The 22302-nt window shown below is 67.9% G+C and carries 19 protein-coding genes; 13 read left to right on the top strand and 6 right to left on the bottom strand.

Going from position 1 to position 22302, the window contains the following annotated elements; genetic code table 11:
- Window positions 1–3: 3 nt before the first annotated feature.
- Window positions 4–1200 (bottom strand): penicillin-binding protein activator, encoded by a 1197-nt coding sequence (locus RX333_RS05265; protein ID WP_316013876.1) that lies wholly within the window; start codon window positions 1198–1200, stop codon window positions 4–6.
- A 120-nt stretch (window positions 1201–1320) separates the two neighbouring features.
- Here RX333_RS05265 and rsmI point away from each other — a divergent pair, with 120 nt between their 5' ends.
- The 7 genes from rsmI to RX333_RS05230 are packed head-to-tail and all read left to right on the top strand — an operon-like array spanning window position 1321 to window position 7217.
- Entirely contained in the window at window positions 1321–2172 is an 852-nt protein-coding gene (gene rsmI / locus RX333_RS05260; RefSeq protein ID WP_316013875.1) for a 16S rRNA (cytidine(1402)-2'-O)-methyltransferase, read from the top strand.
- A 35-nt stretch (window positions 2173–2207) separates the two neighbouring features.
- On the top strand, window positions 2208–2645 hold the full coding sequence (locus RX333_RS05255; RefSeq protein WP_316013874.1) for a YraN family protein: 438 nt from the start codon (window positions 2208–2210) through the stop codon (window positions 2643–2645).
- 32 nt (window positions 2646–2677) lie between these two features.
- Complete coding sequence (locus tag RX333_RS05250) at window positions 2678–3271, top strand: BON domain-containing protein (RefSeq protein ID WP_316013873.1); 594 nt, start codon at window positions 2678–2680, stop codon at window positions 3269–3271.
- A gap of 36 nt (window positions 3272–3307) precedes the next feature.
- A complete protein-coding gene (gene gshB, locus RX333_RS05245; protein WP_316013872.1) occupies window positions 3308–4252 on the top strand; it encodes a glutathione synthase in 945 nt (314 codons plus the stop codon).
- Entirely contained in the window at window positions 4252–5184 is a 933-nt protein-coding gene (locus RX333_RS05240) for an alpha/beta hydrolase (protein ID WP_316013871.1), read from the top strand. The genes gshB and RX333_RS05240 overlap by 1 nt, the downstream gene beginning before the upstream one ends.
- Window positions 5185–5217: 33 nt before the next feature.
- Window positions 5218–6309: a histidinol-phosphate transaminase gene (hisC, locus tag RX333_RS05235; RefSeq protein ID WP_316013870.1), complete on the top strand. Its 1092-nt coding sequence runs from the start codon at window positions 5218–5220 to the stop codon at window positions 6307–6309.
- Window positions 6306–7217, top strand: coding sequence for a prephenate/arogenate dehydrogenase family protein (locus RX333_RS05230; RefSeq protein WP_316013869.1), 912 nt, complete (start codon window positions 6306–6308; stop codon window positions 7215–7217). Before hisC ends, RX333_RS05230 begins: the two co-directional genes overlap by 4 nt.
- Before the next feature lie 228 nt (window positions 7218–7445).
- On the opposite strand, the gene RX333_RS05225 is transcribed toward RX333_RS05230, so the two are convergent.
- Complete coding sequence (locus RX333_RS05225; RefSeq protein WP_316013868.1) at window positions 7446–8453, bottom strand: DUF2125 domain-containing protein; 1008 nt, start codon at window positions 8451–8453, stop codon at window positions 7446–7448.
- Between the two features lie 65 nt (window positions 8454–8518).
- Between RX333_RS05225 and RX333_RS05220 the strand changes: the two genes are divergently transcribed.
- Window positions 8519–9061 (top strand): gamma-glutamylcyclotransferase, encoded by a 543-nt coding sequence (locus tag RX333_RS05220; protein ID WP_316013867.1) that lies wholly within the window; start codon window positions 8519–8521, stop codon window positions 9059–9061.
- A gap of 3 nt (window positions 9062–9064) precedes the next feature.
- On the opposite strand, the gene RX333_RS05215 is transcribed toward RX333_RS05220, so the two are convergent.
- Window positions 9065–10210, bottom strand: coding sequence for a LysM peptidoglycan-binding domain-containing protein (locus tag RX333_RS05215; protein ID WP_316013866.1), 1146 nt, complete (start codon window positions 10208–10210; stop codon window positions 9065–9067).
- Window positions 10211–10360: 150 nt separating this feature from the next.
- Here RX333_RS05215 and RX333_RS05210 point away from each other — a divergent pair, with 150 nt between their 5' ends.
- From RX333_RS05210 to RX333_RS05200, 3 genes are all read left to right on the top strand, one after another.
- Window positions 10361–11476, top strand: a complete 1116-nt coding sequence (locus RX333_RS05210) for a biopolymer transporter ExbB (RefSeq protein WP_316013865.1) — start codon at window positions 10361–10363, stop codon at window positions 11474–11476.
- The gene (locus RX333_RS05205; RefSeq protein WP_316013864.1) at window positions 11476–13476 is read left to right on the top strand and encodes a peptidoglycan -binding protein; all 2001 of its coding nucleotides are present in this window, start codon (window positions 11476–11478) and stop codon (window positions 13474–13476) included. Before RX333_RS05210 ends, RX333_RS05205 begins: the two co-directional genes overlap by 1 nt.
- 88 nt (window positions 13477–13564) lie before the next feature.
- Window positions 13565–13861, top strand: coding sequence for a DUF4156 domain-containing protein (locus RX333_RS05200; protein WP_316013863.1), 297 nt, complete (start codon window positions 13565–13567; stop codon window positions 13859–13861).
- Between the two features lie 93 nt (window positions 13862–13954).
- On the opposite strand, the gene clpA is transcribed toward RX333_RS05200, so the two are convergent.
- Together clpA and RX333_RS05190 are read right to left on the bottom strand one after the other, a co-directional pair.
- Window positions 13955–16276 (bottom strand): ATP-dependent Clp protease ATP-binding subunit ClpA, encoded by a 2322-nt coding sequence (gene clpA, locus RX333_RS05195; protein ID WP_316013862.1) that lies wholly within the window; start codon window positions 16274–16276, stop codon window positions 13955–13957.
- A gap of 249 nt (window positions 16277–16525) precedes the next feature.
- A complete protein-coding gene (locus RX333_RS05190) occupies window positions 16526–19969 on the bottom strand; it encodes a pyruvate carboxylase (RefSeq protein WP_316013861.1) in 3444 nt (1147 codons plus the stop codon).
- Window positions 19970–20115: 146 nt separating this feature from the next.
- Here RX333_RS05190 and RX333_RS05185 point away from each other — a divergent pair, with 146 nt between their 5' ends.
- Window positions 20116–21228 carry a serine/threonine protein kinase gene (locus RX333_RS05185; RefSeq protein WP_316013860.1) on the top strand — a complete coding sequence of 371 codons (1113 nt, stop codon included), beginning with the start codon at window positions 20116–20118 and terminating at the stop codon, window positions 21226–21228.
- 83 nt (window positions 21229–21311) lie between these two features.
- Window positions 21312–21770, top strand: a complete 459-nt coding sequence (locus RX333_RS05180) for a hypothetical protein (protein WP_316013859.1) — start codon at window positions 21312–21314, stop codon at window positions 21768–21770.
- Here the strand turns inward: RX333_RS05180 and RX333_RS05175 are convergent.
- A complete protein-coding gene (locus tag RX333_RS05175; RefSeq protein ID WP_316013858.1) occupies window positions 21767–22078 on the bottom strand; it encodes an HNH endonuclease in 312 nt (103 codons plus the stop codon). The two genes, RX333_RS05180 and RX333_RS05175, sit on opposite strands and share 4 nt — an antisense overlap.
- Window positions 22079–22302 lie beyond the last annotated feature (224 nt).

Raw genomic sequence — 22302 nt, 5'->3', positions numbered from 1 at the left:
TCGTCAGAGACCGGGCTGTCCGGCTCCTGCGGCGGGATCAACAAGCTGGGGTCCACTGCGGTTCACTTCCATGATCGCGAGGGCCCGGTCCGCGCTGCCATCCGAGCGCAGGCGGAACGCCCCTTCCGCCCCGGAAAACCCTGCGGAGCGCGTCAGGTTCGCCGCGGAGAACGCGTTGCGGCGGGTGCCGCTGCCAGCCAGCGCGGCCACCGCAGAGATACCATCATAGGCCAGTCCGGCAAGGGGATGGGGCGCGGTGCCGTAGCGTGCGGAGTAGCGCGAGGCGAAGCTCGCCGCCGCGGACGGGTCCTCGATCGCGTACCAGGTGCCTTCCAGCGACCGCTCCGCCTGCAGCGCGGGTGCGCTGAGATCCTGCAGGCCGATCAGCTGCACATTGTTGAGGTTCAGCCCGTGGAACGGCAGGAAGGAGGACGCGTAGACGAGGCCCGTGCCGTTATCCGACATCACGATGTTGTCGACGCCCGCGCCGATCATCGCATTGGTGTAGCCCTCGGCTGCTGCCGGGATCCCGTCGCGCGACCGCGGATAGGAGGCGTTCGCCACCAGCTGCGTGCCGGTGTTGCGCGCCGCCGACTGGACCGCGCCGAGTGCGGCCTCGCCCTCGGCATCCTGTGTATAGATCACGCCGGTGCTGCGCAGGCCGCGTGCCGCCGCGTAGGACAGCAGGCGCCGCGCCTTCGATTCGAACGTCGTACCGAGCACGTAGGTACCCCCGCCCGCGACGGCGGTGTTATTGGAGAAGGCCAGCACCGGGATGCCCGACTGCGCCGCGATCGGGCTTACCGCCGAGACCGAGGAGGAGAAGAGCGGGCCGACGATGATCTCCGCATTGGTGGAGGCCGCCTGGCTGGCCGCCGTCGCCGCCATGTTCTGGTCGCCGCCGGTCGACAGGACCGTCAGGTCGATATTCGCGCCGGGGTTATCTTGAATGGCGAGCCGCGCCGCGTTCTCGAGGCTGCGGGCGATCGCGTCGCGCTCGGCATCGCCGCTGCCGCTCGGCACCAGCAGGGCGACGCGGACCGGACCGGTCTCCGCCGGCGCACCCGACAGGCCTCCGGGAATGATCGAGCCCGCGGCCTCGCCGATCGGGGTGGCGCATCCGGCGAGCGCGAATGCGGCGGCGGCCATCGAGGCCAGCACGCGCCGGCGAAGCGGCTGCGAGGGGGTGTGGGCGGTCATCGGGCGATACCTCCGAATTTTGGTGATGTGGGAGACGCTGTTGGTGTCGTGCTCTTGAGTGTAGTACGCCCCGGACCAGCGGCAACGCCTTCGCCGCACTTGCAAAACCGGAGCTGCCCCATGTCCCCGCTCGAACCGGCCCTGCATCTGGTCGCCACGCCCATCGGATCGGCCCGCGACATCACGCTGCGCGCGCTCGACGTGCTTCGCGACGCGGATGTGCTGGCGGCGGAGGACACGCGGACCCTGCGCAGGTTGATGGAGATCCACGGCGTCCCGCTCTCGGGCCGCACGATCCTGCCCTATCACGACCATAACGGTGCTGCGATGCGCCCCCGCATCCTTGAGGCGCTGGAGGCCGGGCGGAGCGTGGCCTACGCCTCGGATGCAGGCACGCCGCTGGTCGCCGATCCCGGTTTCCAGCTGGCACGCGAGGTGATCGCGCAGGGTTACGAGGTGCGCGCCGTGCCGGGCGCATCGGCGGCGCTCAGCGCGCTCTGCGTCGCGGGCCTGCCGTCCGACCGGTTTCTCTTCGCCGGCTTCGCCCCACCGAAGCAGTCCGCGCGGCGTACGTTCCTTGCAGGTCTCGCACAGGTCGAGGCGACGCTGATCTTCTACGAGAGTCCGCGCAGGCTGGCCGCGACGCTCGCCGACATGGCCGACACGCTGGGCGGAGCGCGCCATGCCGCGATCTGCCGCGAGCTGACCAAGCGCTTCGAGGAGACGCGCCGCGGCACGCTCGCCGACCTGGCGGCGACCCTCGCGGAAGAACCCGCTCCGAAAGGCGAGGTCGTTCTGGTCGTGGGGCCGCCCGTGAACGATCCAGCCGCGGAGGACAACCTCGAGCCGATGCTGCGCGAGGCACTCGCCACGATGCGCGTGCGCGACGCCGCCGATGCGGTCGCGGCGGCCACCGGCAGGGCCCGCCGGGACGTTTACCAACTTGCGCTGAAGGTGCAGCGCGACGATTAGGGATCTGTTAATGTGGCTGTGCGAGAAGGAGACCCATGTCGTACCAGCCACGCCAGCTCGATTTCTTTTCCGCCCTGACGCCGGTGGCGACCTGCAACCCGGTGCGGGAACGACGGCGGACGCGCGGCGCACGTGCCTACCGGACCGGTCATGCCGCCGAGGACGCCGCGGAACGCCACTACGCGGCACGCGGCGCCCGGATTCTCGACCGCCGGTTCCGCGTCCGCGAGGGGGAGATCGACCTCGTCGTGCAGCATGACGGCGTGCTCGTCTTCTGCGAGGTCAAGGCGCGCCGCTCGCTGGAGGAGGCCGCCGCCTCGATCCAGCCCCGGCAATGGCAGCGCTTGGAGCAGGCGGCAAATCGGTATATGGTCGATCGCAACGTGGGTGCCGCGACCCCGATGCGCTTCGACGTGGTCCTTATGGACCGGCACGGATCGCTGGAGGTCGTCGAGAACGCCCATCTGTTCTGAGGCAGATTTTCACGGGCATGAAAGGCGATCCAATGATTTTCGCGAAACTGACTGCCGCGGTCGGACTGGCCGCGCTCCTGTCGGGCTGTGCGCCCGTGGTGATCGGCGGGATCGGGGCGGGTGCGATGTCCGCCGCCCAGACCCGCAGCACCGGGGAAGCCCTGACCGATGCCGAGATCAAGCTGCGCATCAACGATGCGCTGTTCCAGCGCGACAGCACGCTGTTCAGCCGGGTCCAGACCAGCGTGACCGAGGGGCGCGTCGTCCTGCTGGGGGCCGTGGCCGACGGTCAGGAACGGATGCTGGCCGAGGAGGTGACGCGCGCGATCCCCGAGGTGCGCGAGGTCACCAACGAGCTGGTCGTCGCCGATCGCGGCTGGCGCGACATCGCGCGCGACACCCGCATCGACGCGGAGATCGCCGGCCGCATGCTGGCGGCCGAGGATATCCTTTCGATCAACTACGACGTTGAAACCATCAATGGCGTGGCGCATGTGATGGGACTGGCGCAGGACAGCGCAGAGCTGGCCCGCGTCACCGATCTCGTCTCGCGCGTGTCGGGGGTGCGGCAGGTGGTCAGCCACGCGCTCCTCGTCACCGACCCGCGCAGGCGCACCACCGGCTGAGCGGCCCGCTCGGCCCCCGGCCGAAAGGAATAGCCGATGCCGCTCAAGGTCGCCGTCCAGATGGACCCGCTCGAACACGTGAACATCGACGCGGACAGCACCTTCCGCATCATGGAAGAGGCACAGGCGCGCGGGCATACGCTGTTCTACTACACGCCCGACCGGCTGAGCTGGCGCGAGGGGCGGGTCGTGGCGAGGGGGCGGCACGTCACCGTCACGCGCGAGCGGGGCGCCCATATGATGGCGGGCGATTTCGTCGAAGAGGATCTGTCGGAGTTCGACGTGGTTTGGCTCCGCCAGGATCCCCCTTTCGACATGGGCTACATCACAACGACCCATCTGCTCGACTTCCTCGCGCCCGACACGCTGGTGGTCAATGACCCGACCTGGGTGCGCAACTATCCCGAGAAGCTCCTGGTCCTGCGCTTCCCGGATCTGACGCCGCCCACGATCGTCGCGCGCGACCTCGCGGCGCTCAAGGCGTTCCGGGCCGAGCATGGGGACGTGATCCTCAAGCCGCTCTACGGCAATGGCGGCGCGGGCGTGTTCCGGCTGACGCCCGAGGACCGCAACCTCGCCTCGCTGCACGAGCTGTTTTCCGGCATCAACCGCGAGCCCCTGATCATGCAGAAATTCCTGCCCGCCGTGTCGAAGGGCGACAAGCGCGTGATCCTCGTCGACGGGGAACCGGTAGGCGCGATCAACCGCGTCCCGGCCGAGGGGGAGACCCGCTCCAACATGCATGTCGGCGGGCGCGCCGAGAAGGTGGAACTGACCGACCGCGACCGCGAGATCTGCGCCGCCATCGGGCCGCTGCTGCGCGAGAAGGACCAGATCTTCGTCGGCATCGACGTGATCGGCGACTGGCTGACCGAGATCAACGTCACCTCCCCCACCGGCCTGCAGGAGCTGGAGCGGTTCGACGGCACGAACGTGACCGCGACGATCTGGGAGGCGATCGAAGGGCGGATCGCGGGCTGATGTCGCTGCGCCTGGGACTGGTCAATCTCTACTATCGCCATGTCGAGCGGCGGGCCCTGTCGCGCGCGGCGGGTCCCGAAGCGATCCGCGCGCGCATGCGCCGTCAGGGCGACGGCTTCCTGCACGAGCCGCCGGGCACCCACGCCAATCCGTGCCGCATCCCGACGCCGGACGGACCGCTCGAGGGGTGCTGGATCAGCCACGGTCGGGCGCGCCGCGACAAGGTGATCCTGATGCTGCACGGCGGCGCCTACATGTTCGGGGGCATTCCCTCCTATCGCGGACTGGCGGGCGCCGTGTCGAAGCGGACGGGCGCGCGGGTGCTTCTGCCCGACTACAGGCTCGCGCCCGAGCATCCCTTTCCCGCCGCGATCGAGGACGCCGTCGCCAGCTATCGCCACCTGCTCGATATCGGCCATGCGCCGGAGGATATCGCCCTGCTCGGCGACAGCGCGGGCGGCGGGCTGGTGCTTGCGCTGTTGCATGTCGTGGGCACCGATCTGCCCTACCCGGCCGCGGCGGTGACGTTCAGCCCGTGGTGCGACCTGACCCTCGCGGGCGAAAGCCTGAGCCGCAACGCCAGGCGCGAAGCGCTGCTTCCGGTCGAGCGGATCGAAGAGGCGCGGGCCTTCTACCTCGGGGAGGCCGCGCCGGACGATCCGCGGGCCTCGCCTCTCTTCGGCAGCTTCGAGGGCGCGCCACCGGTGCTGATCCAGGCAAGCTGTGCGGAGGTGCTGGAGGACGACGCCCGCCGCATGGCGGCCACGCTCGCGGATGCCGGGGTCGATGTGGAGACGCAGTTCTGGCAGCGCACGCCGCATGTCTGGCAACTGCTGCAGGGACGGCTGCCCGAAGCGGACGTGGCGCTCGACCAGGCAGCAGCGTTCCTGCGCGATCATCTCGGGCTGGAAACGGACGGGACGACAGGCTAGGCAAGGCGCGACACAGCGCAAGGCCGTCCTCCCATGACCCAGCAGATCGCACCACAGCCCGGCATCCTCGACGTGACCCCTTATGTGCAGGGCGAGGCGGGCACGCCCGGCGCCAACCGGGTCGTGAAGCTGTCCGCCAACGAGAACCCGCTCGGCCCCAGCGCCGCGGCGCAGGAGGCGTACCGCGCCCTCTCGGGCGAGCTGGCGGTGTACCCCGATGGCGGGCATGGCGCGCTGCGCCGCGCGATCGCCGATCTGCACGGCATCGACGCGGACCGGATCGTCTGCGGCGCGGGCTCGGACGAGATCCTGTCGATGCTGTGTCAGGCCTATGCCGGGCCGGGGCTGGAGATCCTGCACACCGAGCACGGCTTCGCCATGTACGCGATCTACGGCAAGATCGCCGGCGCGACGCCCGTGGTGGTGCCTGAAGATACGCGCCGCACCGACGTGGATGCGATCCTCGCGGGCGTGACCGAGCGCACGCGCCTCGTCTTCCTCGCCAATCCCAACAACCCGACCGGCACGCTGATCCCGGATGCGGAGATCGAGCGGCTGGCCGACAGCCTGCCGCCGCATGTGCTCTTGGTGATGGACGGCGCCTATGCCGAGTTCGTGCGGGAACCGGGCTATGATGGCTATGCGAGCCTGGTCGACCGGCGCGACAACGTGGTGATGACGCGGACCTTCTCGAAGGCCTATGGCTTAGGCGGCCTGCGCATCGGCTGGGCCTATTGCCCCGCTCATGTCGCGGACGTGCTGTCGCGGGTGCGCGGGCCCTTCAACGTGACCGCAGCGGCGCTCGCGGCGGCGGAGGCGGCGGTGCGCGACACGGCCTGGACCGAACATTGCGTGATCCAGAACGAGGTCTGGCGCGAATGGCTGGCGCGTGAGCTGCGTCGCGCGGGGATCGAGAGCGATCCCTCCCACGCCAATTTCATCTGCGCCCGCTTCCCCGATCCCGCGACGGCGAAGGCGGCGGATGCCGCGCTGCGCGATCGCGGCCTGATCGTGCGCGACGTGTCGGGCTACAACTTGCCCGGCTGCCTGCGCATCACCGTGGGCGACGAGGCCGCGGTGCGCGCGGTGGCCGACACCCTGACCCGCTTCATGGCGAGCCGATGAGCTACGATCGCGTCTGCCTGATCGGGCTGGGCCTGATCGCCGGGTCCATCGCGCTCGCCGCGAAACGGCGCGGGCTGGCCGGAACGATCGTCGGGACCGCCCGCACGGCGGAGACGCGGGCGACCGCGCTTCGGATCGGGCTGGTGGACGAAGTGTTCGACACACCTGCCGAGGCGGTGGCGGGCGCGGACCTCGTCATCCTCTGCGTGCCGGTCGGCGCGATGGGGGTCGTGGCGGCGGAGATCGGCCCGCATCTGGCGCCGGGTGCCGTCGTTTCGGATGTCGGGTCGGTCAAGCAGGCGGTGATCGATGCGGTTGCGCCGCACCTGCCGGATCATACCGTATTCATCCCCGCGCATCCGCTGGCAGGGACCGAGCATTCGGGACCGGAGGCCGGTTTCGCCACGCTGTTCGAAAACCGCTTCTGTCTGCTGACACCGCAAGGCGCGAGCGCAGCGGAGACCGACCGTTACCGCGCGTTCTGGGAAGGCATGGGCGCGCTGGTCGAGGAAATGGATGCCGAACATCACGACCGCGTCCTCGCCGTCACCAGCCATATCCCGCACCTGATCGCCTACACGATGGTCGGCGTGGCGGACGACCTGCGGCGCGTGACCAACTCCGAGGTCATCAAGTATTCCGCCGCCGGTTTCCGCGACTTCACCCGAATCGCGGCCTCCGACCCGACGATGTGGCGCGACGTGTTCCTGCACAACGAGGACGCGACGCTGGAGATCCTGGGCCGCTTCACCGAGGAACTGTTCACGCTGCAACGTGCCATCCGCAAGGGCGACGGGAAGGCGCTGTTCGACCACTTCACCCGGACCCGCGCGATCCGGCGCGGCATCCTCGATGCGGGACAGGATACGGATGCACCGGATTTCGGCCGGGCGCGGAAGGCGGAGTAACCTGCAAAAAACCTTTGGCGCATCTGCGCGGAATCAAGCCGTAGGCGCCGCGCATCGCCGGGCCGCCCCCCGGCACGGCGATCTGGCTGATCTAGCAGTGTCGCGGCGAGGTTTTGCCGACTTTGCTGCCATAAAGTGCCATGTTCGAAAGTGCGATCGCCGCACCGCGGCCCGCCGCTGCGCTCTGTCATGCCCCGGTCCTGAACCGGGGCCGCGCTGAAAAGCCAATCACCGACTCAGCCGCGGGGCCTCCCCGATCGCCACGGGACCCAACCGCGTGCGCCCGTCCTCGAAGCTCAGCGGCGCGTTGAGCGTGTTGCGATCCCCGCCAGCGCTCGCCAGCAGCCCCAGTCCGAAAGTCACCGTGCGCGCCGCGCCTTCCTGGATCAGACCGTTCTCGACGGCGAGCGCGACCATATCCTCCCAGTTGCGCGCGCGGACGTTCAGGTCGCCCTCGGCATAGCCGCGCGCATCCGCCGCCAGCTCGCCCTGCGCGCGCAGGTCGAGCCGCCCCCAGATCGCCGTGATGTCGTCGATGGACAGCGCGGTCAGCGGCGGCAGGTCCTGCTCCAGCGTGCGCAGACTGATCGGGCTGCCGAAGGTCGCGGTCGCATCGACGCGGACCTCCTCGACCCTGTCGGGCAGCAGGCCGGTGCGGTCGAACCCGTCGGTCAGGTCGTCCGACAGGCGCAGGTCGGTCATGTTGATGCCGAGCCGCTGCACGGTGCCATCGTCGGCCAGCCCCTCGGGCTGTTCGGTCGCGACGTCCAGCACCGGCACCTCGACCACCCAGCCGCTCTGCCCCTCGACCAGCACGTCGCGACCCTCGATGCGGGAGCGTTCCAGCTCGAACGCACCATTGGCCGACACGGCGAGCGAGGCGCGCAGGGTCTCCCCCTCCACCGCGATCCGGTCATAGGGCGAGGACAGGACATGCTGCCCCGGCCAGACGGCGATGATCTCGAAGGGCTGGTAGCTGAGCGTCAGCATCTCGAAGCGCGGGCCGGACCAGGCCCAGCCGCTGTCAGGGTCGGCCAGTTCCACGTCGGTCAGGATCGTGTCGACACGGTTGGGAAAGCCCGTCACCCGCAGATCGCCATATTCCGCGACCCAGCCTTCGGCTGCACGGGCGGCGAACCAATCCTCGACCGCGCCGCGGCGCAGGCTCGCGTTCACCCACCAGTAGCCCGACCAGCCGATGACGGCCACCACGATCACGGCGATCAGAATGCGCATGCCGGTTCCCTCTCGATCCTCGTCCCGCGACGGCCTATAGCATGGCCCGGCAGGAGGGAACGGCAATGGCGCAAGGTGAATTCTGGGTCTTCGGCTATGGCTCGCTGATGTGGAATCCCGGCTTCGCATATCAGGAGCGGCAGGTCGCGACGCTGCACGGCTATCGCCGCTCGTTCTGCATGCATTCGATCGAGCATCGCGGCACGCCCGACCGCCCCGGCCTCGTGCTCGCGCTCGAGGAGATGGCGGGCGCGAGCTGTCGCGGCGTCGGCTTCCGCGTCGGGCCCGACCATGCCGAGGAAACGCTCGCCTATCTGCGGGCGCGCGAGCTGGTGACGGACGCCTATCTGGAGCGTCACTGCCCGCTGACGCTCGATGACGGACGGCAGGTCGAGGCACTGACCTACGTGATGGACCTCGAACATGCGCAATACGCGCGCGATCTCAGCCTCGACGATCAGGCGGCCATCATCGGGCGCGCCGTCGGCGGGCGGGGGCCGAATACCGACTACCTGCACGCCACCGTCGCGGCGCTGGACGAACAGGGGATCGCCGACGAGGAGCTGGCCGAGCTGGCCCGCCGCGTGGCGGACCAGGCCGGGATCTAGGCGTTACTGTCCGGCGAGCTGGCGCGACACGATCGAGAACCAGCTGCCATTGCCGCGCATCTCCGCGAGGCCCCGGTTGAGCGCGGAGATCGCCCGCACGCCGTCGGGGTTCGCCTGATTGGCGATCGCGTGCAGCGTCACGCCCCGCTCCAGCGCTGGAACCGCCGCGACCTCGCCTTCGATGCCGCCCGCGCGCAGGGCCCGGCGCGCATCGGCGCGCGGCAGGCTGACCACGTCCACGTCACCGGCGAGAAGTTGCTCGAAACAGCCCTCTCCATCCGCGGCCCGGACCAGCGCGCCGCCGCGCCCCGGCAGCCGGTCGGCCTCCAGATCGAAGGTGAACAGCCCCTGCGGGCGGCAGATCCGCTGCCCCGACAGGTCGCCCGCCTCGACCGCGCCGGTCGCAGGCGCACCGCCGCGGGCCCAGGCCGTCATCTGGATCTCGTGGAACGGCTCGGAGAACGCGTATTCCGCGCAAAGCTCGATCATGTCGACCGTCAGCGTGTCGATCACGTTGCAATCCGGCCGGATCGAGGGGAAGCCGACCTCGTAGGCCTCCGACCCCAGTGCCATGAGAAACCCGCTCAGGTCCGGCGCGACCGTTATCTCGATCTCGTCCTCGGGCCGGATCTCCTCATAGGCGGTGCGCATCAGTTCGGTGGCGAGACCTTGCTGCGGCAGGTCGGCCCCGGAATAGGGCGCGTTGCCGTCATAGGTGACGAAGCGGATATCGGCGGGCGCGGCCGCGACCTCCGGTTCGGGTTCCGGCTCCGGTTCCGGCTCGGGCTCGGGTTCCGGCTCGGGCTCCGCGACCGGCTGCGGCAGCGGCTCCACCACCGGCACGGGTTCGGCATCGGGCTGCGGTTCGGGCTCCGGCGCCGGGGCCGCGGCCACGACCGGGGCATCGCCGTCGCAAGGGATCTCGATCACGTCGCCGACCTCGATCAGGTTCGGATCGTCGCCGATCACGGCACGGTTGGCCTCGAACAGCGAACGGAAGCCGCCGTCGCCATAGGCGCGCAGGTTGATCGCCCGCAGGGTGTCGCCCGGCTGGATCGTGTAGGGCTCGCACGCGGTCTGCGCCTGCGCGATGCCCGTCCCGGATAGAAGTACGGCCCCCGCGGCCCCGATCCTGAGAAATGTCTTCACGGCTGTCCCTCGCTCTTGATGACGATGTTGCACCGCGAGCATGCATGCAAATGCGTACCAAAAAAAGGCAAAGCCGCCCCCCCACCAGTTCGTCATTGGATTGCCCTTTTCGCCTGCGTAGACTGCCCGCAAAAAGAGAGAACGGGCACCATGCTTCTGGACAGCGAAAAAGAACCGCAATTTTCCCAGCCGATCCGGCAGGTCGTGCTGATGGTGCTGATCCTGGCGCTGACCGGCTTCAGCGGCTTCCTGATCTATGGCAGCGTCGCGCCGATCTTCCTCGCCAACGTCTATCTCAACGGCTTCATCCTCGCCGTGTTCGTGATCGGGGTGCTCGCCTGTTTCTGGCAGGTGCTGCAACTCGTCAGCGCGGTCAACTGGATCGAAGGGTTCGCGATGAACCGGCCGGGACACGAGTTCGTGCAGTCGCCGCGCCTGCTGGCCTCGCTCGCGGCGCTCCTGAAGGATCAGCGCGCGCGGCGGGGCATCACCGCGAACTCCAACCGCTCGATCCTCGACTCGGTCGCGACCCGCCTGGACGAGGCGCGCGATATCACTCGCTACATTATCAACCTACTGATCTTCCTTGGGCTTCTGGGCACGTTCTACGGGCTCGCCACCACCGTTCCCGCCGTGGTCGAGACGATCCGCTCGCTCGCCCCCGGCGAGGGCGAGCAGGGCATCGCCGTGTTCGACCGGCTGATGAGCGGGCTGGAAAGCCAGCTCGGCGGCATGGGCACGGCCTTCGCCTCATCGCTGCTGGGTCTGGCGGGCTCGCTGGTCGTCGGCATGCTGGAGCTCTTCGCCGGCCACGGGCAGAACCGCTTCTACATGGAGTTGGAGGAATGGCTGTCCTCCATCACCCGGATCGGCGTGTCGGGCGATGGCGAGGGCGGGTCCGCCGCGCATCAGGCTTACGACCTGCAAGGTCTGGGTGAGATCCTGATCCGTGCCGAGGAGCGTCGGCAGGAGGATGCGGCCCGACTCGAACGGCTTGTCTCCGCGATGGGCGATCGCCCGGTCGAGACGGGTGCGTCCGACGCCGCGCTGACCCGCATCGCCGAGGGGCAGGATCGTCTGATCGCCCTGATGGAATCGCGCGAGGATGAGGGCGGCGCGCTCGACGCCGAAACGCGGGAGCGTCTGCGCAGCATCGACACCCAGCTCCTGCGGGTGCTGGAGGAGATTTCCGCCGGGCGGCAGGATAGCATCTCCGAGATCCGGGCCGAGATCGCGGGCCTCACGGCGGCGGTGAGGGGCGACTGATGGCGCTTCTCAGGCGATCGGGGCAACGCTTTACGGCCAATATCTGGCCGGGCTTCGTCGACGCGATGACGGCGCTCCTGCTGGTGCTGATGTTCGTGCTGACGATCTTCATGGTCATGCAGTTCGTGCTGCAGGAAACCATCTCGGGTCAGGACCGGCAGTTGCAGGAGCTGGGGGTGGAGATCACCTCGCTGGCCGAGGCGCTGGGCCTGGAACAGCAGCTGACCGACCAACTGGAAACCGAGGTCGGCAGCCTCACCGGCACCCTGGCCGAGAGCGAGGACCTGTCCGAGAGCCGCCGCCTGCTGATCGCCTCCCTGGAGGCCGATATCCGCGACGCGGACGCCACCATCGCCGATTTCGAGGCGCAGGTCGCCTCGCTGCTGGCCGCCAATACCGATCTCGACAGCGCGTTGACCGCGGCGCGCACCGCGATTTCCGAGCGGGACGATACGCTGGCCGCGCGCGACGCCACCCTGGCGGAGCAGGAGGCCGCGCTGGCCGAGCGCGATGCGACGCTCGCCGAACGGGACGAAGCGCTCACCGCCAGCGCCGAGGAGATCGCCCGCCTGCGCGATGCCAACGCACAGGAGATCAGTCGGGCCGAGGCCCTGCAGCTCGCACTCGCCAATGCCCGGTCCGAGATCGACCAGCAGACCGAGCAGGCCCGCCTCGCCGCCGCGCAGCGCGAGGCGCTCGAAGCGCTGATCGCTGATCTCGAAACCGAGGCCACCGCGCGCGAGACCAGCCTCGCCGACCTCGCCGCCCAGCTGGACCGCACGGCCGAGCAGAATGCCGAACGGGCCGCGCAGATCGCCACGCTCGAATCGCTGTCCGAGGAGCAGCGCGCCGAGCTTGCCGACCTGTCGACGCGGCTCGATGCAACCGAAGGCGAGAGCGCCGAGCGCGCCGCCCGCATCGCAGCACTCGAGACCGACCTCGACGCCGCCGCCGAAGCCGTGACCGAGGAGGAGCGCGCGCGGCTGGAGGAGGCCGCCGCCGCCCAGGCCCTTCGCGAACGGCTCGCCGATGCCGAAGGTGCCCTGTCGGAGGAGGAAGCCGCCCGCCTGGCCGAAGCCGCCGCCGCCGAAGCCCTGCGCGAACGTCTTGCCGGGGCCGATGCCGAGTTGACGGCCATGACCCTCGCGCTCGAGGAACGCCGCCGCGAGGCGGAGGAGACGCTGACCCTGCTCGCGGCGGAGGAACAGGCCCGCCGCCTCGTCGATCAGGCCCGCGCCGACGACCTCAGCGAGCTGGAACGCCAGCGTGCGCTCCTCGCGCAGGCCAACGAGTTGCTGTCGCAGCAGCGGGGGGAGACATCGGAGGCGCGCCGCGAGATCGCGCTGCTCAATCAGCAATCCGCGGCCCTGCGCCAGCAGCTTTCCTCGCTGCAGGGCCTGCTGGACGAGGCCGAGGCCCGCGACGAGGAGAACGAGGTCCGGCTGGAGGCGCTCGGCTCGCAGCTCAACACCGCACTCGCCCAGGTCGCCGCCGACCAGCGCAGGCGCGCCGCCGCCCTGGAGGACGAGGCCGAGCAGTTGCGCCAGTACCGCTCCGAGTTCTTCGGCCGGATGCGGGAGCTTCTGGGCAATCAGGACGGCGTGCGCGTCGTCGGCGACCGCTTCGTGTTCTCCTCGGAAGTGCTGTTCGAGCCGGGCAGCGCCCAGCTCGGCTTCGACGGGCGCGGCCAGATCACCGAGGTCGCCCGCGTGATCCAGTCCATCTCCGACGAGATCCCCGAGGACATCGACTGGGTCCTTCAGGTCAACGGCCATACCGACCGCATCCCGGTCGGCGTCACCTCCGAATATGCCGACAACTGGGAGCTGAGCCAGGCCCGCGCCCTGTCGGTCGTCCGCTACCTCGCCGAAGTGGAAAACATCCCCCCCGGCCGCCTCGCCGCCGCGGGCTACGGCCAGTACCAGCCGATCGACGAGGGCGACAGCTTCGAGGCCCTAGCCCGCAACCGCCGGATCGAGCTTAAGTTTACGGAGCGGTAGGCAAGTGTGGATCGGTTCAATTGAGATGCTCTCGGCATTCTAGCAGCGAAGTAGAGTGCATTTTGGGGAGCAAGACCAAGGAAAAGAGATGAGAGACTACATTGCACTAATTGCGTTCATGCTAATTTCGTCATGCAGCACGGAGCTTACTAGTCAAGGAAAGACTGTGCGGCAAATATCGAGCGGAACTTCGGAGAGTTGCGAATTTCTCGGCCCGATCACCGCATCGGAAAGCATGGGGCTCGATATCGCTATGGATATGGAAAGCGCATTTAATCAAGTCCGCAATGAAGTCGCGTTGCGCGGAGGTAATGCGTTTGTGGTATCCGCTTCCTCCACATCAGAGTTTAGTACTGTTGTTCAAGCCGATGCGTACAACTGCTGAACCCAAGCGCTCTTAGATCTTCCTAAGGACGAGTTTTAGATGGATATTAGGCGGCCCCACTGGGGCCGCCTTTCCAAACTCACCTGCTCAAGATCACTCCGCCGTCAACAGCGGCGGGCGGTCGTTCGACAGGCGCTTGCCATCCTCGGCGATGTCGAGCTTCAGCGCATCCTCGACCACCGAGACGCGGACCACGCCACCCTTGGCCAGTCTTCCGAACAGCAGTTCCTCGGCCAGCGGCTTCTTGATGTGCTCTTGGATCACGCGGCCCAGCGGGCGGGCGCCCATGCGGTCGTCATAGCCCTTGTCGGCCAGCCATTCCGCCGCCTCGCGCGTCAGCTCGAAGGTCACGTTGCGGTCCATCAGCTGCGCTTCGAGTTGCAGCACGAACTTCTCGACCACCTTCAGGATCACCTCCTTCGGCAGCGCGCCGAACGAGATCACCGCGTCCAGGCGGTTGCGGAACTCGGGGCTGAACGTCCGCTCGATCGCGGCGGTATCCTCGCCCTCGCGCCGCTGCCGACCGAAGCCCATGGCGTTCTTGGCCTGCTCCGCCGCACCGGCGTTGGAGGTCATGATCAGCACCACGTTGCGGAAATCGACCTGCCGCCCGTTATGGTCGGTCAGCTTCCCGTGATCCATGACCTGCAACAGGATGTTGAACACGTCCGGATGCGCCTTCTCGATCTCGTCGAGCAGCAGCACACAGTGCGGATCCTGGTCGACCCCGTCGGTCAGCAGACCGCCCTGGTCGAAGCCGACATAGCCCGGAGGCGCGCCGATGAGGCGGGAGACCGCGTGCTTCTCCATGTACTCGGACATGTCGAACCGCAGCAGCTTCACCCCCAGCGTCGCGGCGAGCTGGTTGGCCACCTCGGTCTTGCCCACGCCCGTGGGACCGGCGAACAGGTAGTTGCCGATCGGCTTCTCCGGCTCCCGCAAACCGGCGCGGGCCAGCTTGATGGAGGCCGACAGCGCCTCGATGGCCGCGTCCTGCCCGAAGACGACGCGCTTGAGCGACGCCTCCAGATCCTTCAGCACGGCCGAGTCGTCCTTCGACACGTTCTTCGGCGGGATGCGCGCGATCTTGGCGACCACGGCCTCGATCTCCTTGGCTGTGATCGTCTTGCGCCGCTTGCTCTCGGGCAACAGGTGCTGTGCGGCCCCCGCCTCGTCGATCACGTCGATCGCCTTGTCGGGCAGCTTGCGGTCGTGGATGTAGCGCGCGGCCAGCTCCACCGCCGACTTGATCGCCTCCTGCGTATAGCGGATCTCGTGATGCTCCTCGAAAATCGGCTTGAGCCCGCGCAGGATCTTCACCGCGTCGTCCACGGTCGGCTCCTTCACGTCGATCTTCTGGAAGCGCCGCGACAGCGCGCGGTCCTTCTCAAAATGCTGGCGGAACTCCTTGTAGGTGGTGGAGCCCATGCAGCGCAGGCCGCCGTTCTGAAGCGCGGGTTTCAAGAGGTTCGACGCGTCCATCGCGCCGCCGCTGGTGGCCCCGGCGCCGATCACGGTGTGAATCTCGTCGATGAACAGCACCGCGTCGGGATGCTCCTCCAGCTCCTTCATCACGGCCTTCAGCCGCTCCTCGAAATCGCCGCGATAGCGGGTTCCGGCGAGCAGCGCACCCATGTCGAGCGAGTAGATCGTCGCATCCTCAAGGATCTTCGGCGTCTCGCCGTCGACGATCTTGCGCGCGAGGCCCTCGGCGATGGCCGTCTTGCCCACGCCCGGATCGCCCACCAGCAGCGGGTTGTTCTTGCGGCGGCGGCACAGCACCTGCACGCAACGCTCCACCTCGTCGGCCCGGCCGATCAGCGGATCCACGTCGCCCGAGCGGGCCTTGGCATTGAGGTCGACGCAGTATTTCTGCAGCGCCGTCTCCTCCTTGCCGCCGGAGGGCCCGCCCTGCGCCTGCTCCTCCGACACGTCCTCGGCGCCGAGCACCGGTCGGTTGTCGGAATGGGCGGGATCCTTGGCGACACCGTGGCTGATGTAGTTGACCGCGTCATAGCGGGTCATGTCCTGCTCCTGCAGGAAATAGGCCGCGTGGCTCTCGCGCTCGGCGAAGATGGCGACCAGCACGTTGGCGCCCGTCACCTCGGTCCGGCCCGAGGATTGCACATGGATCGCCGCGCGCTGGATCACGCGCTGGAACCCGGTCGTGGGCGCGGCCTCGGACCCTTCGATGTCGGAGACGAGCGCGTCGAGTTCCTCGTCCAGGAAATCCGTCAGCGTCGCGCGCAGCTGGTCGAGGTCCACCGAACAGGCCGTCATCACCCGCGCCGCGTCGGGTTCGTCGATGAGCGCGAGCAGCAGATGCTCCAGCGTGGCGAGTTCGTGTTTGCGCGCGTTCGCCAGCGACAGCGCGTTGTGAATTGCGGCTTCGAGTGTATTCGAGAATGACGGCATACCGCGTATCCTTTCGTCTGCCGCCGCGCGTGAGGGCACGGCGGGCGAGCGCGACGACGGCGCTCCCTTTAACAATTCGGTCTGGTTGGGAGGGGATCAAGGGCAAAACGCCTAAGATCACCTGAAACTGAGCGGATCAGCCTGCGACCTAGCGCCCCGTCCGCGACATGATCTCCATATCGGGACGGGCGCGCGGCGCTTCAAGAGGGTGACCCCGCCCCGCATTCACGGGACAGGGCGCATCGTGGATCAGCCAAGCTCGATCAGCAGATCCTTGGCGTCGACCTGGCTGCCGGCAGGAGCGTGGATCGCCTTCACCTCGCCGTCGCGGTCGGCATGGATCGCGGTTTCCATCTTCATCGCCTCGATGGTCAGCAGCATGTCGCCCGCCGCAACCTTCTGGCCCACCGTCACGGCGACCGAGGCGATGACGCCCGGCATCGGGGCGGCGACGTGGTTCGCATTGCCCAGTTCCGCCTTCGGACGCTTGGCCGCCGTCGCCGCGACCTTGCGGTTGGCGACGCGGATCACGCGCGGCTGGCCGTTCAGCTCGAAGAAGACGCGGACCTCGCCGTCCTCGTTGGTCTCCCCGATCGCCTGCAGGCGGATGATCATCGTCTTGCCCGGATCGAGCTCCGGCGTGATCTCCTGCCCCGGCTCCATGCCGTAGAAATAGACGTTGGTGGGCAGGATGCGCACGGGGCCGTAATCGCGGTGACGGCCCATGTAGTCGAGGAAGACCTTGGGATACATCAGGTAGCCGTTCAGATCCTCGTCATCGATCTCCATCCCGTCGAGCTGTTCGGACAGATCGGCGCGGGTCTGCTCCAGATCGACCGGCGACAGATGCGCGCCGGGGCGGTCGGTCATCGGCTTTTCGCCCTTCAACACCTTCTTTTGCAGCTTGTCGGGCCAGCCGCCTGGCGGCTGGCCGAGATTGCCCCGCATCATGTCCACGACCGAATCGGGGAAGGCGACGTCGACCTTCGGATCCTCCACCTCGGCGCGGGTCAGGCCCTGGCTGACCATCATCAGGGCCATGTCGCCCACGACCTTGGACGACGGCGTCACCTTCACGATGTCGCCGAACATCTGGTTCACGTCCGCATAGGTCTGCGCGACCTCGTGCCAGCGATCCTCAAGGCCCAGGCTGCGCGCCTGCGCCTTGAGGTTGGTGAACTGGCCGCCCGGCATCTCGTGCAGGAACACCTCGGCGGAGCCTGATTTCATCGTGGTCTCGAAGGCCGCATACTGGTCGCGCACGTCCTCCCAGTATTCGCTGATCCGGCGCAGCGCCGCCGGGTCGAGGCCGGTCGCCCGCTCGGTATTCTCCAGCGCCTCGACGATCGAGCCGAGCGGCGGCTGCGCCGTCAGGCCCGAAAACGCGTCCATCGCCGCGTCGACCGCATCGACGCCCGCCTCGGCCGCCGCCAGCACGGTGGCGCCGGAAATGCCCGAGGTGTCATGCGTGTGGAAGTGGATCGGCAGGCCGACCTCCTCCTTCAGCGCCTTGATCAGCACGCGCGCGCCCGCGGGCTTCAACAGGCCCGCCATGTCCTTCAGCCCCAGCACATGCGCGCCCGCGTCGCGCAGGCTCTTACCCATGTCGACATAGTAGGCGAGGTCGTATTTCGCCCGGTCCGCGTCGAGGATGTCGCCCGTGTAGCAGATCGTCCCCTCGCAGATCTTGCCGCTCTCGATCACCGCGTCCATCGCGACGCGCATGTTCTCCACCCAGTTGAGGCTGTCGAACACGCGGAACACGTCCACGCCGCTCTCCGCCGCCTGCTTGGTGAAGCTCACGACCACGTTGTCGGGATAGTTGGTGTAGCCCACCCCGTTCGAGGCGCGCAGCAGCATCTGCGTCATGATGTTGGGCATCTTCGCGCGGATGTCGCGCAGCCGCTGCCACGGGCATTCCTGCAAGAAGCGGTAGGCCACGTCGAAGGTCGCTCCGCCCCAGCACTCGACCGAGAACAGGTTGGAGAGCTGGTGCGCATAGGCCGGCGCGATGGCGATCATGTCCGCGCTGCGCATCCGGGTGGCGAGCAGCGACTGGTGCCCGTCGCGCATCGTGGTGTCGGTGATGAGGACCCGGTCCTGCTCCAGCATCCAGTCCGCGACCGCCTGCGCACCCTTCTCCTCCAGCAGCGTCCGGGTGCCCGGCGGCGGGGCGTCCACCGGCATGCGCGGTGCCTTCGGCAGCTTGGCATGCGCCGGGGGCTTCGGCCGTCCGTCCACGTCCGGGTGCCCGTTAACCGTGATGTCGGCGATGTAGTTGAGCAGCTTCGTCGCCCGGTCGCGCCGCTTCTCGAAGGCGAACAGCTCGGGCGTCGTGTCGATGAACTTGGTGGTGTAGGTGTTGTTGAGGAAGGTCGGGTGCTTCAGCAGGTTCTCCACGAAGGCGATGTTCGTCGCGACGCCGCGTATGCGGAACTCGCGCAGCGCGCGGTCCATGCGGCTGATCGCGGCCTCCGGCGTCGGCGCCCAGGCCGTCACCTTGGTCAGCAGGCTGTCATAGTAGCGCGTGATGACCGCGCCCGAATAGGCCGTGCCGCCGTCGAGCCGGATGCCCATGCCGGTGGCCGAACGGTAGGTGGTGATCCGGCCATAGTCGGGGATGAAGTTGTTCTGCGGATCCTCGGTCGTGACCCGGCACTGCAGCGCGTGGCCGTCGAGCTTCACGTCGTACTGGCTGGCGACACCCGTGGCCTCGGTCAGGCTCTTGCCCTCGGCGATCAGGATCTGCGCACGCACGATGTCGATGCCGGTGACTTCCTCGGTCACCGTATGCTCGACCTGCACGCGGGGGTTCACCTCGATGAAGTAGAATTCACCCGAATCCATGTCCATCAGGAACTCGACCGTGCCCGCGCATTCGTAGTTCACATGCGCGCAGATCTTGCGGCCCAGCTCGCAAAGCTGCTCTCGCTGGGTCTCGGACAGGTACGGGGCGGGGGCCCGCTCCACGACCTTCTGGTTGCGGCGCTGGACCGAGCAGTCGCGCTCATACAGATGGTAGATGTTGCCCATCTTGTCGCCGAGGATCTGCACCTCGACATGCCGCGCGTTCTGCACCAGCTTTTCCAGATAGCCTTCGCCGTTGCCGAAGGCGGCTTCCGCCTCGCGCCGACCGGCCAGCACCATCTCCGCCAGCTCGTCGGGCTTCATGATCGGACGCATCCCGCGCCCGCCGCCGCCCCAGCTCGCCTTCAGCATGAAGGGATAGCCGACCTCGTCGGCCATGCGGCGCACCTCGTCCATGTCGTCGGGCAGCACCTCGGTCGCGGGCACGACCGGCACACCCGCCGCGATGGCGACGCGCCGTGCGGAGGCCTTGTCGCCCAGCGCACGCATCGTCTCCGCCTTCGGCCCGATGAAGGTGATCCCCGCCTTGACGCAGGCATCGACGAAGTCCGGGTTCTCGCTCAGCAGGCCGTATCCGGGATGGATCGCATCCGCGCCCGACAGCTTGGCCACGCGGATGATCTCCTCGATCGACAGGTACGCCGCAACCGGCCCCATCCCCTCGCCGATCTGGTAGGCTTCGTCCGCCTTGAAGCGGTGCAGACCCAGCTTGTCCTCCTCGGCGAAGACGGCGACGGTCGTCTTTCCCATCTCGTTGGCCGCACGCATGATGCGGATGGCGATTTCGCCGCGATTGGCGATCAGGATCTTCTTGAAGTCGGGCATGAGGAGGCCTCCCGGCAATCTGGGGGTCGCGTTGCGCGAAGTGTTAGCAAGCGCACAAATACCTCACAATACGCAATAACTGGTATCACCCGTTCCGATGGCGTATGCGGAAACTGAATACGCATTCATGTCTGCGAGGCCCCGGAATGAGCAATAAAACAACCGTCGAGTCCTGGACCGAGTGGGATCCGCTGCGCCACGTCATCGTCGGGCGCGCCACCGACTGCCACATCCCGCCCAACGAGCCCGCGCTGGAGGCGAAGGTCCCCGAGGACAGCGACATGCGCGGCCAGCACGGCCGCCGCCCGCAGGAAACCATCGACCGCGCCAACGAGCTGCTCGACACCTTCGCCGCCCAGCTGGAGGCGCGCGGCATCACCGTCGACCGCCCGACGCCCATCGACTTCTCGCAGCCCGTCACCACGCCCGATTTCCACACCGACAGCCAGTTTGGCTGCATGCCGCCGCGCGACGTGCTGCTGACCGTGGGGCACGAGATCCTGGAGGCGACGATGTCCTATCGCTGTCGCTGGTTCGAATATCTCTGCTACCGACCGCTCATGCAGCGCTATTTCGACGAGGATCCGAACTTCCGACACGAGGCCGCGCCGAAGCCGCGCCTCACCGACGCCGATTACCACGACAACTACCTCAGCGACTCGATCGGGGTGGAGCAGCGCCTGAAATGGGCCGCCGAGCGCCACTTCGTCACGACGGAGGAGGAGCCGCTCTTCGACGCGGCGGACGTGCTGCGCTTCGGGCGGGATCTCGTCGTGCAGCATGGCTTCACGACCAACCTCAAGGGCATCGAGTGGCTGCGCCGCCATTTCCCCGAGCACCGCGTGCACACGGTCAATTTCCCCGGCGACCCCTACCCGATCCACATCGACGCGACCTTCACGCCCCTGCGTCCCGGCCTCATCCTCAACAACCCGCAGCGTCGCCTGCCCGACGACCAGCGCGGGTTGTTCGAGCGCAACGGCTGGCAGATCGTCGACGCGGCCCAGCCCGCCCACAACACGCCGCCCCCGCTGTGCTATTCGAGCGTCTGGCTGTCGATGAACGTGCTGGCGCTCGACGAGAAGACCGTCTGCGTCGAGGCCTCCGAGGTCTACCAGCAGGACCAGCTCGACAAGCTGGGCTTCGAGGTGGTGCCGGTCGAGCTGCGCGACGCCTACGCCTTCGGCGGCGGCCTGCACTGCTGCACGGCGGATGTCCGGCGCGAGGGCGGGCTGCAGGACTACTTCCCCGATCAGTGACGGAAGGGACCGATGCCCGCAAAACGAAAAGGACCCTGACCCGCCTCGGCACCATACCGGTCGCGCTCGCCTTCCTTACGCCCATGCTGATCCTCGGGGGCAGCCTGCGCGGCATTTGGGACGACGACACGCTCGACGCCATCGCGCGGCTACCGGAGGGGAGGGAGGTGACGGCGACACTGACCCCGATCCACCGCTTCCTCGCGGAGTATGATGTCAGCTTCGTCCTGCGGGATGGCGCTGGCTCCGAACTGTGGCGCGAAACCCATGTCGATGCGGGAGGCGCCCGACGCGCCGCACTCATTCTCTGTGCGAACGGGGAGGTGGCCCTTGCCACCGACGGCTTGCAGCGCGACTGTGACGGCCGCACTCATGTCGTCAGGTTGACAGGCTCGGCATCCTGCGACGATCTCGGAGCGACGTTCACCGATGCAACCTACTTGGGCAGATTCGATTTCCGCGCCACTCGGCCCAGTGGCCGCACGCGTCGCTGGACCTTCCTGACCGCCGCCGACGATACCGCCTGCGCGCTTCGCCCCTAACGCCGCTTGCGCGCCTTGCGGTGGTTGCCGACCGTCGGCGCGTGGAAGGCGGGGTCCTTGCGAGCCAGCCAGCGGATGAACTTCGCCAGCGGCGGGTGCGCGCGCAGGGCCTCGATCGTGTGGTAATCGCGCGCCAGTTCCGTCTCTGTCAGCACGGAGTGGATCTCGTTGTGGCAGATCTGGTGCAGCAGCACGACCGGCCCGCCCTTGCCGCCGCGCAGCTGCGGGATCAGGTGGTGGCGGCTCTGCCGTGCATGGGGCGGGATCGGACGGCCGCAAAGCGGGCAGATCGGATCGGTCCCGTCCATCCGCGATCCTCCTTGCCGTTCCGCGCACCCGTCGCCCCGACACGATATAATCGGTGAGGGCCCCGATGCGACCCGCGACGGGCAGCCGCATCCTTGCTCTTCGGGTAGTGGGTATTCCACCTCGCGCGACCCGCCCCTATCCTCGCCGAATTCCGCAGGCCGCCCTGCGGGTTTTGACGCGGCGTCATAAATTCAACGCAATGTCATGGAATGTGCGGCAATGG

The organism is Roseobacter sp. HKCCA0434, from assembly GCF_032464675.1.
Classification (GTDB): domain Bacteria; phylum Pseudomonadota; class Alphaproteobacteria; order Rhodobacterales; family Rhodobacteraceae; genus Pontivivens.
This window is presented reverse-complemented; position numbering and strand designations above follow the sequence as displayed.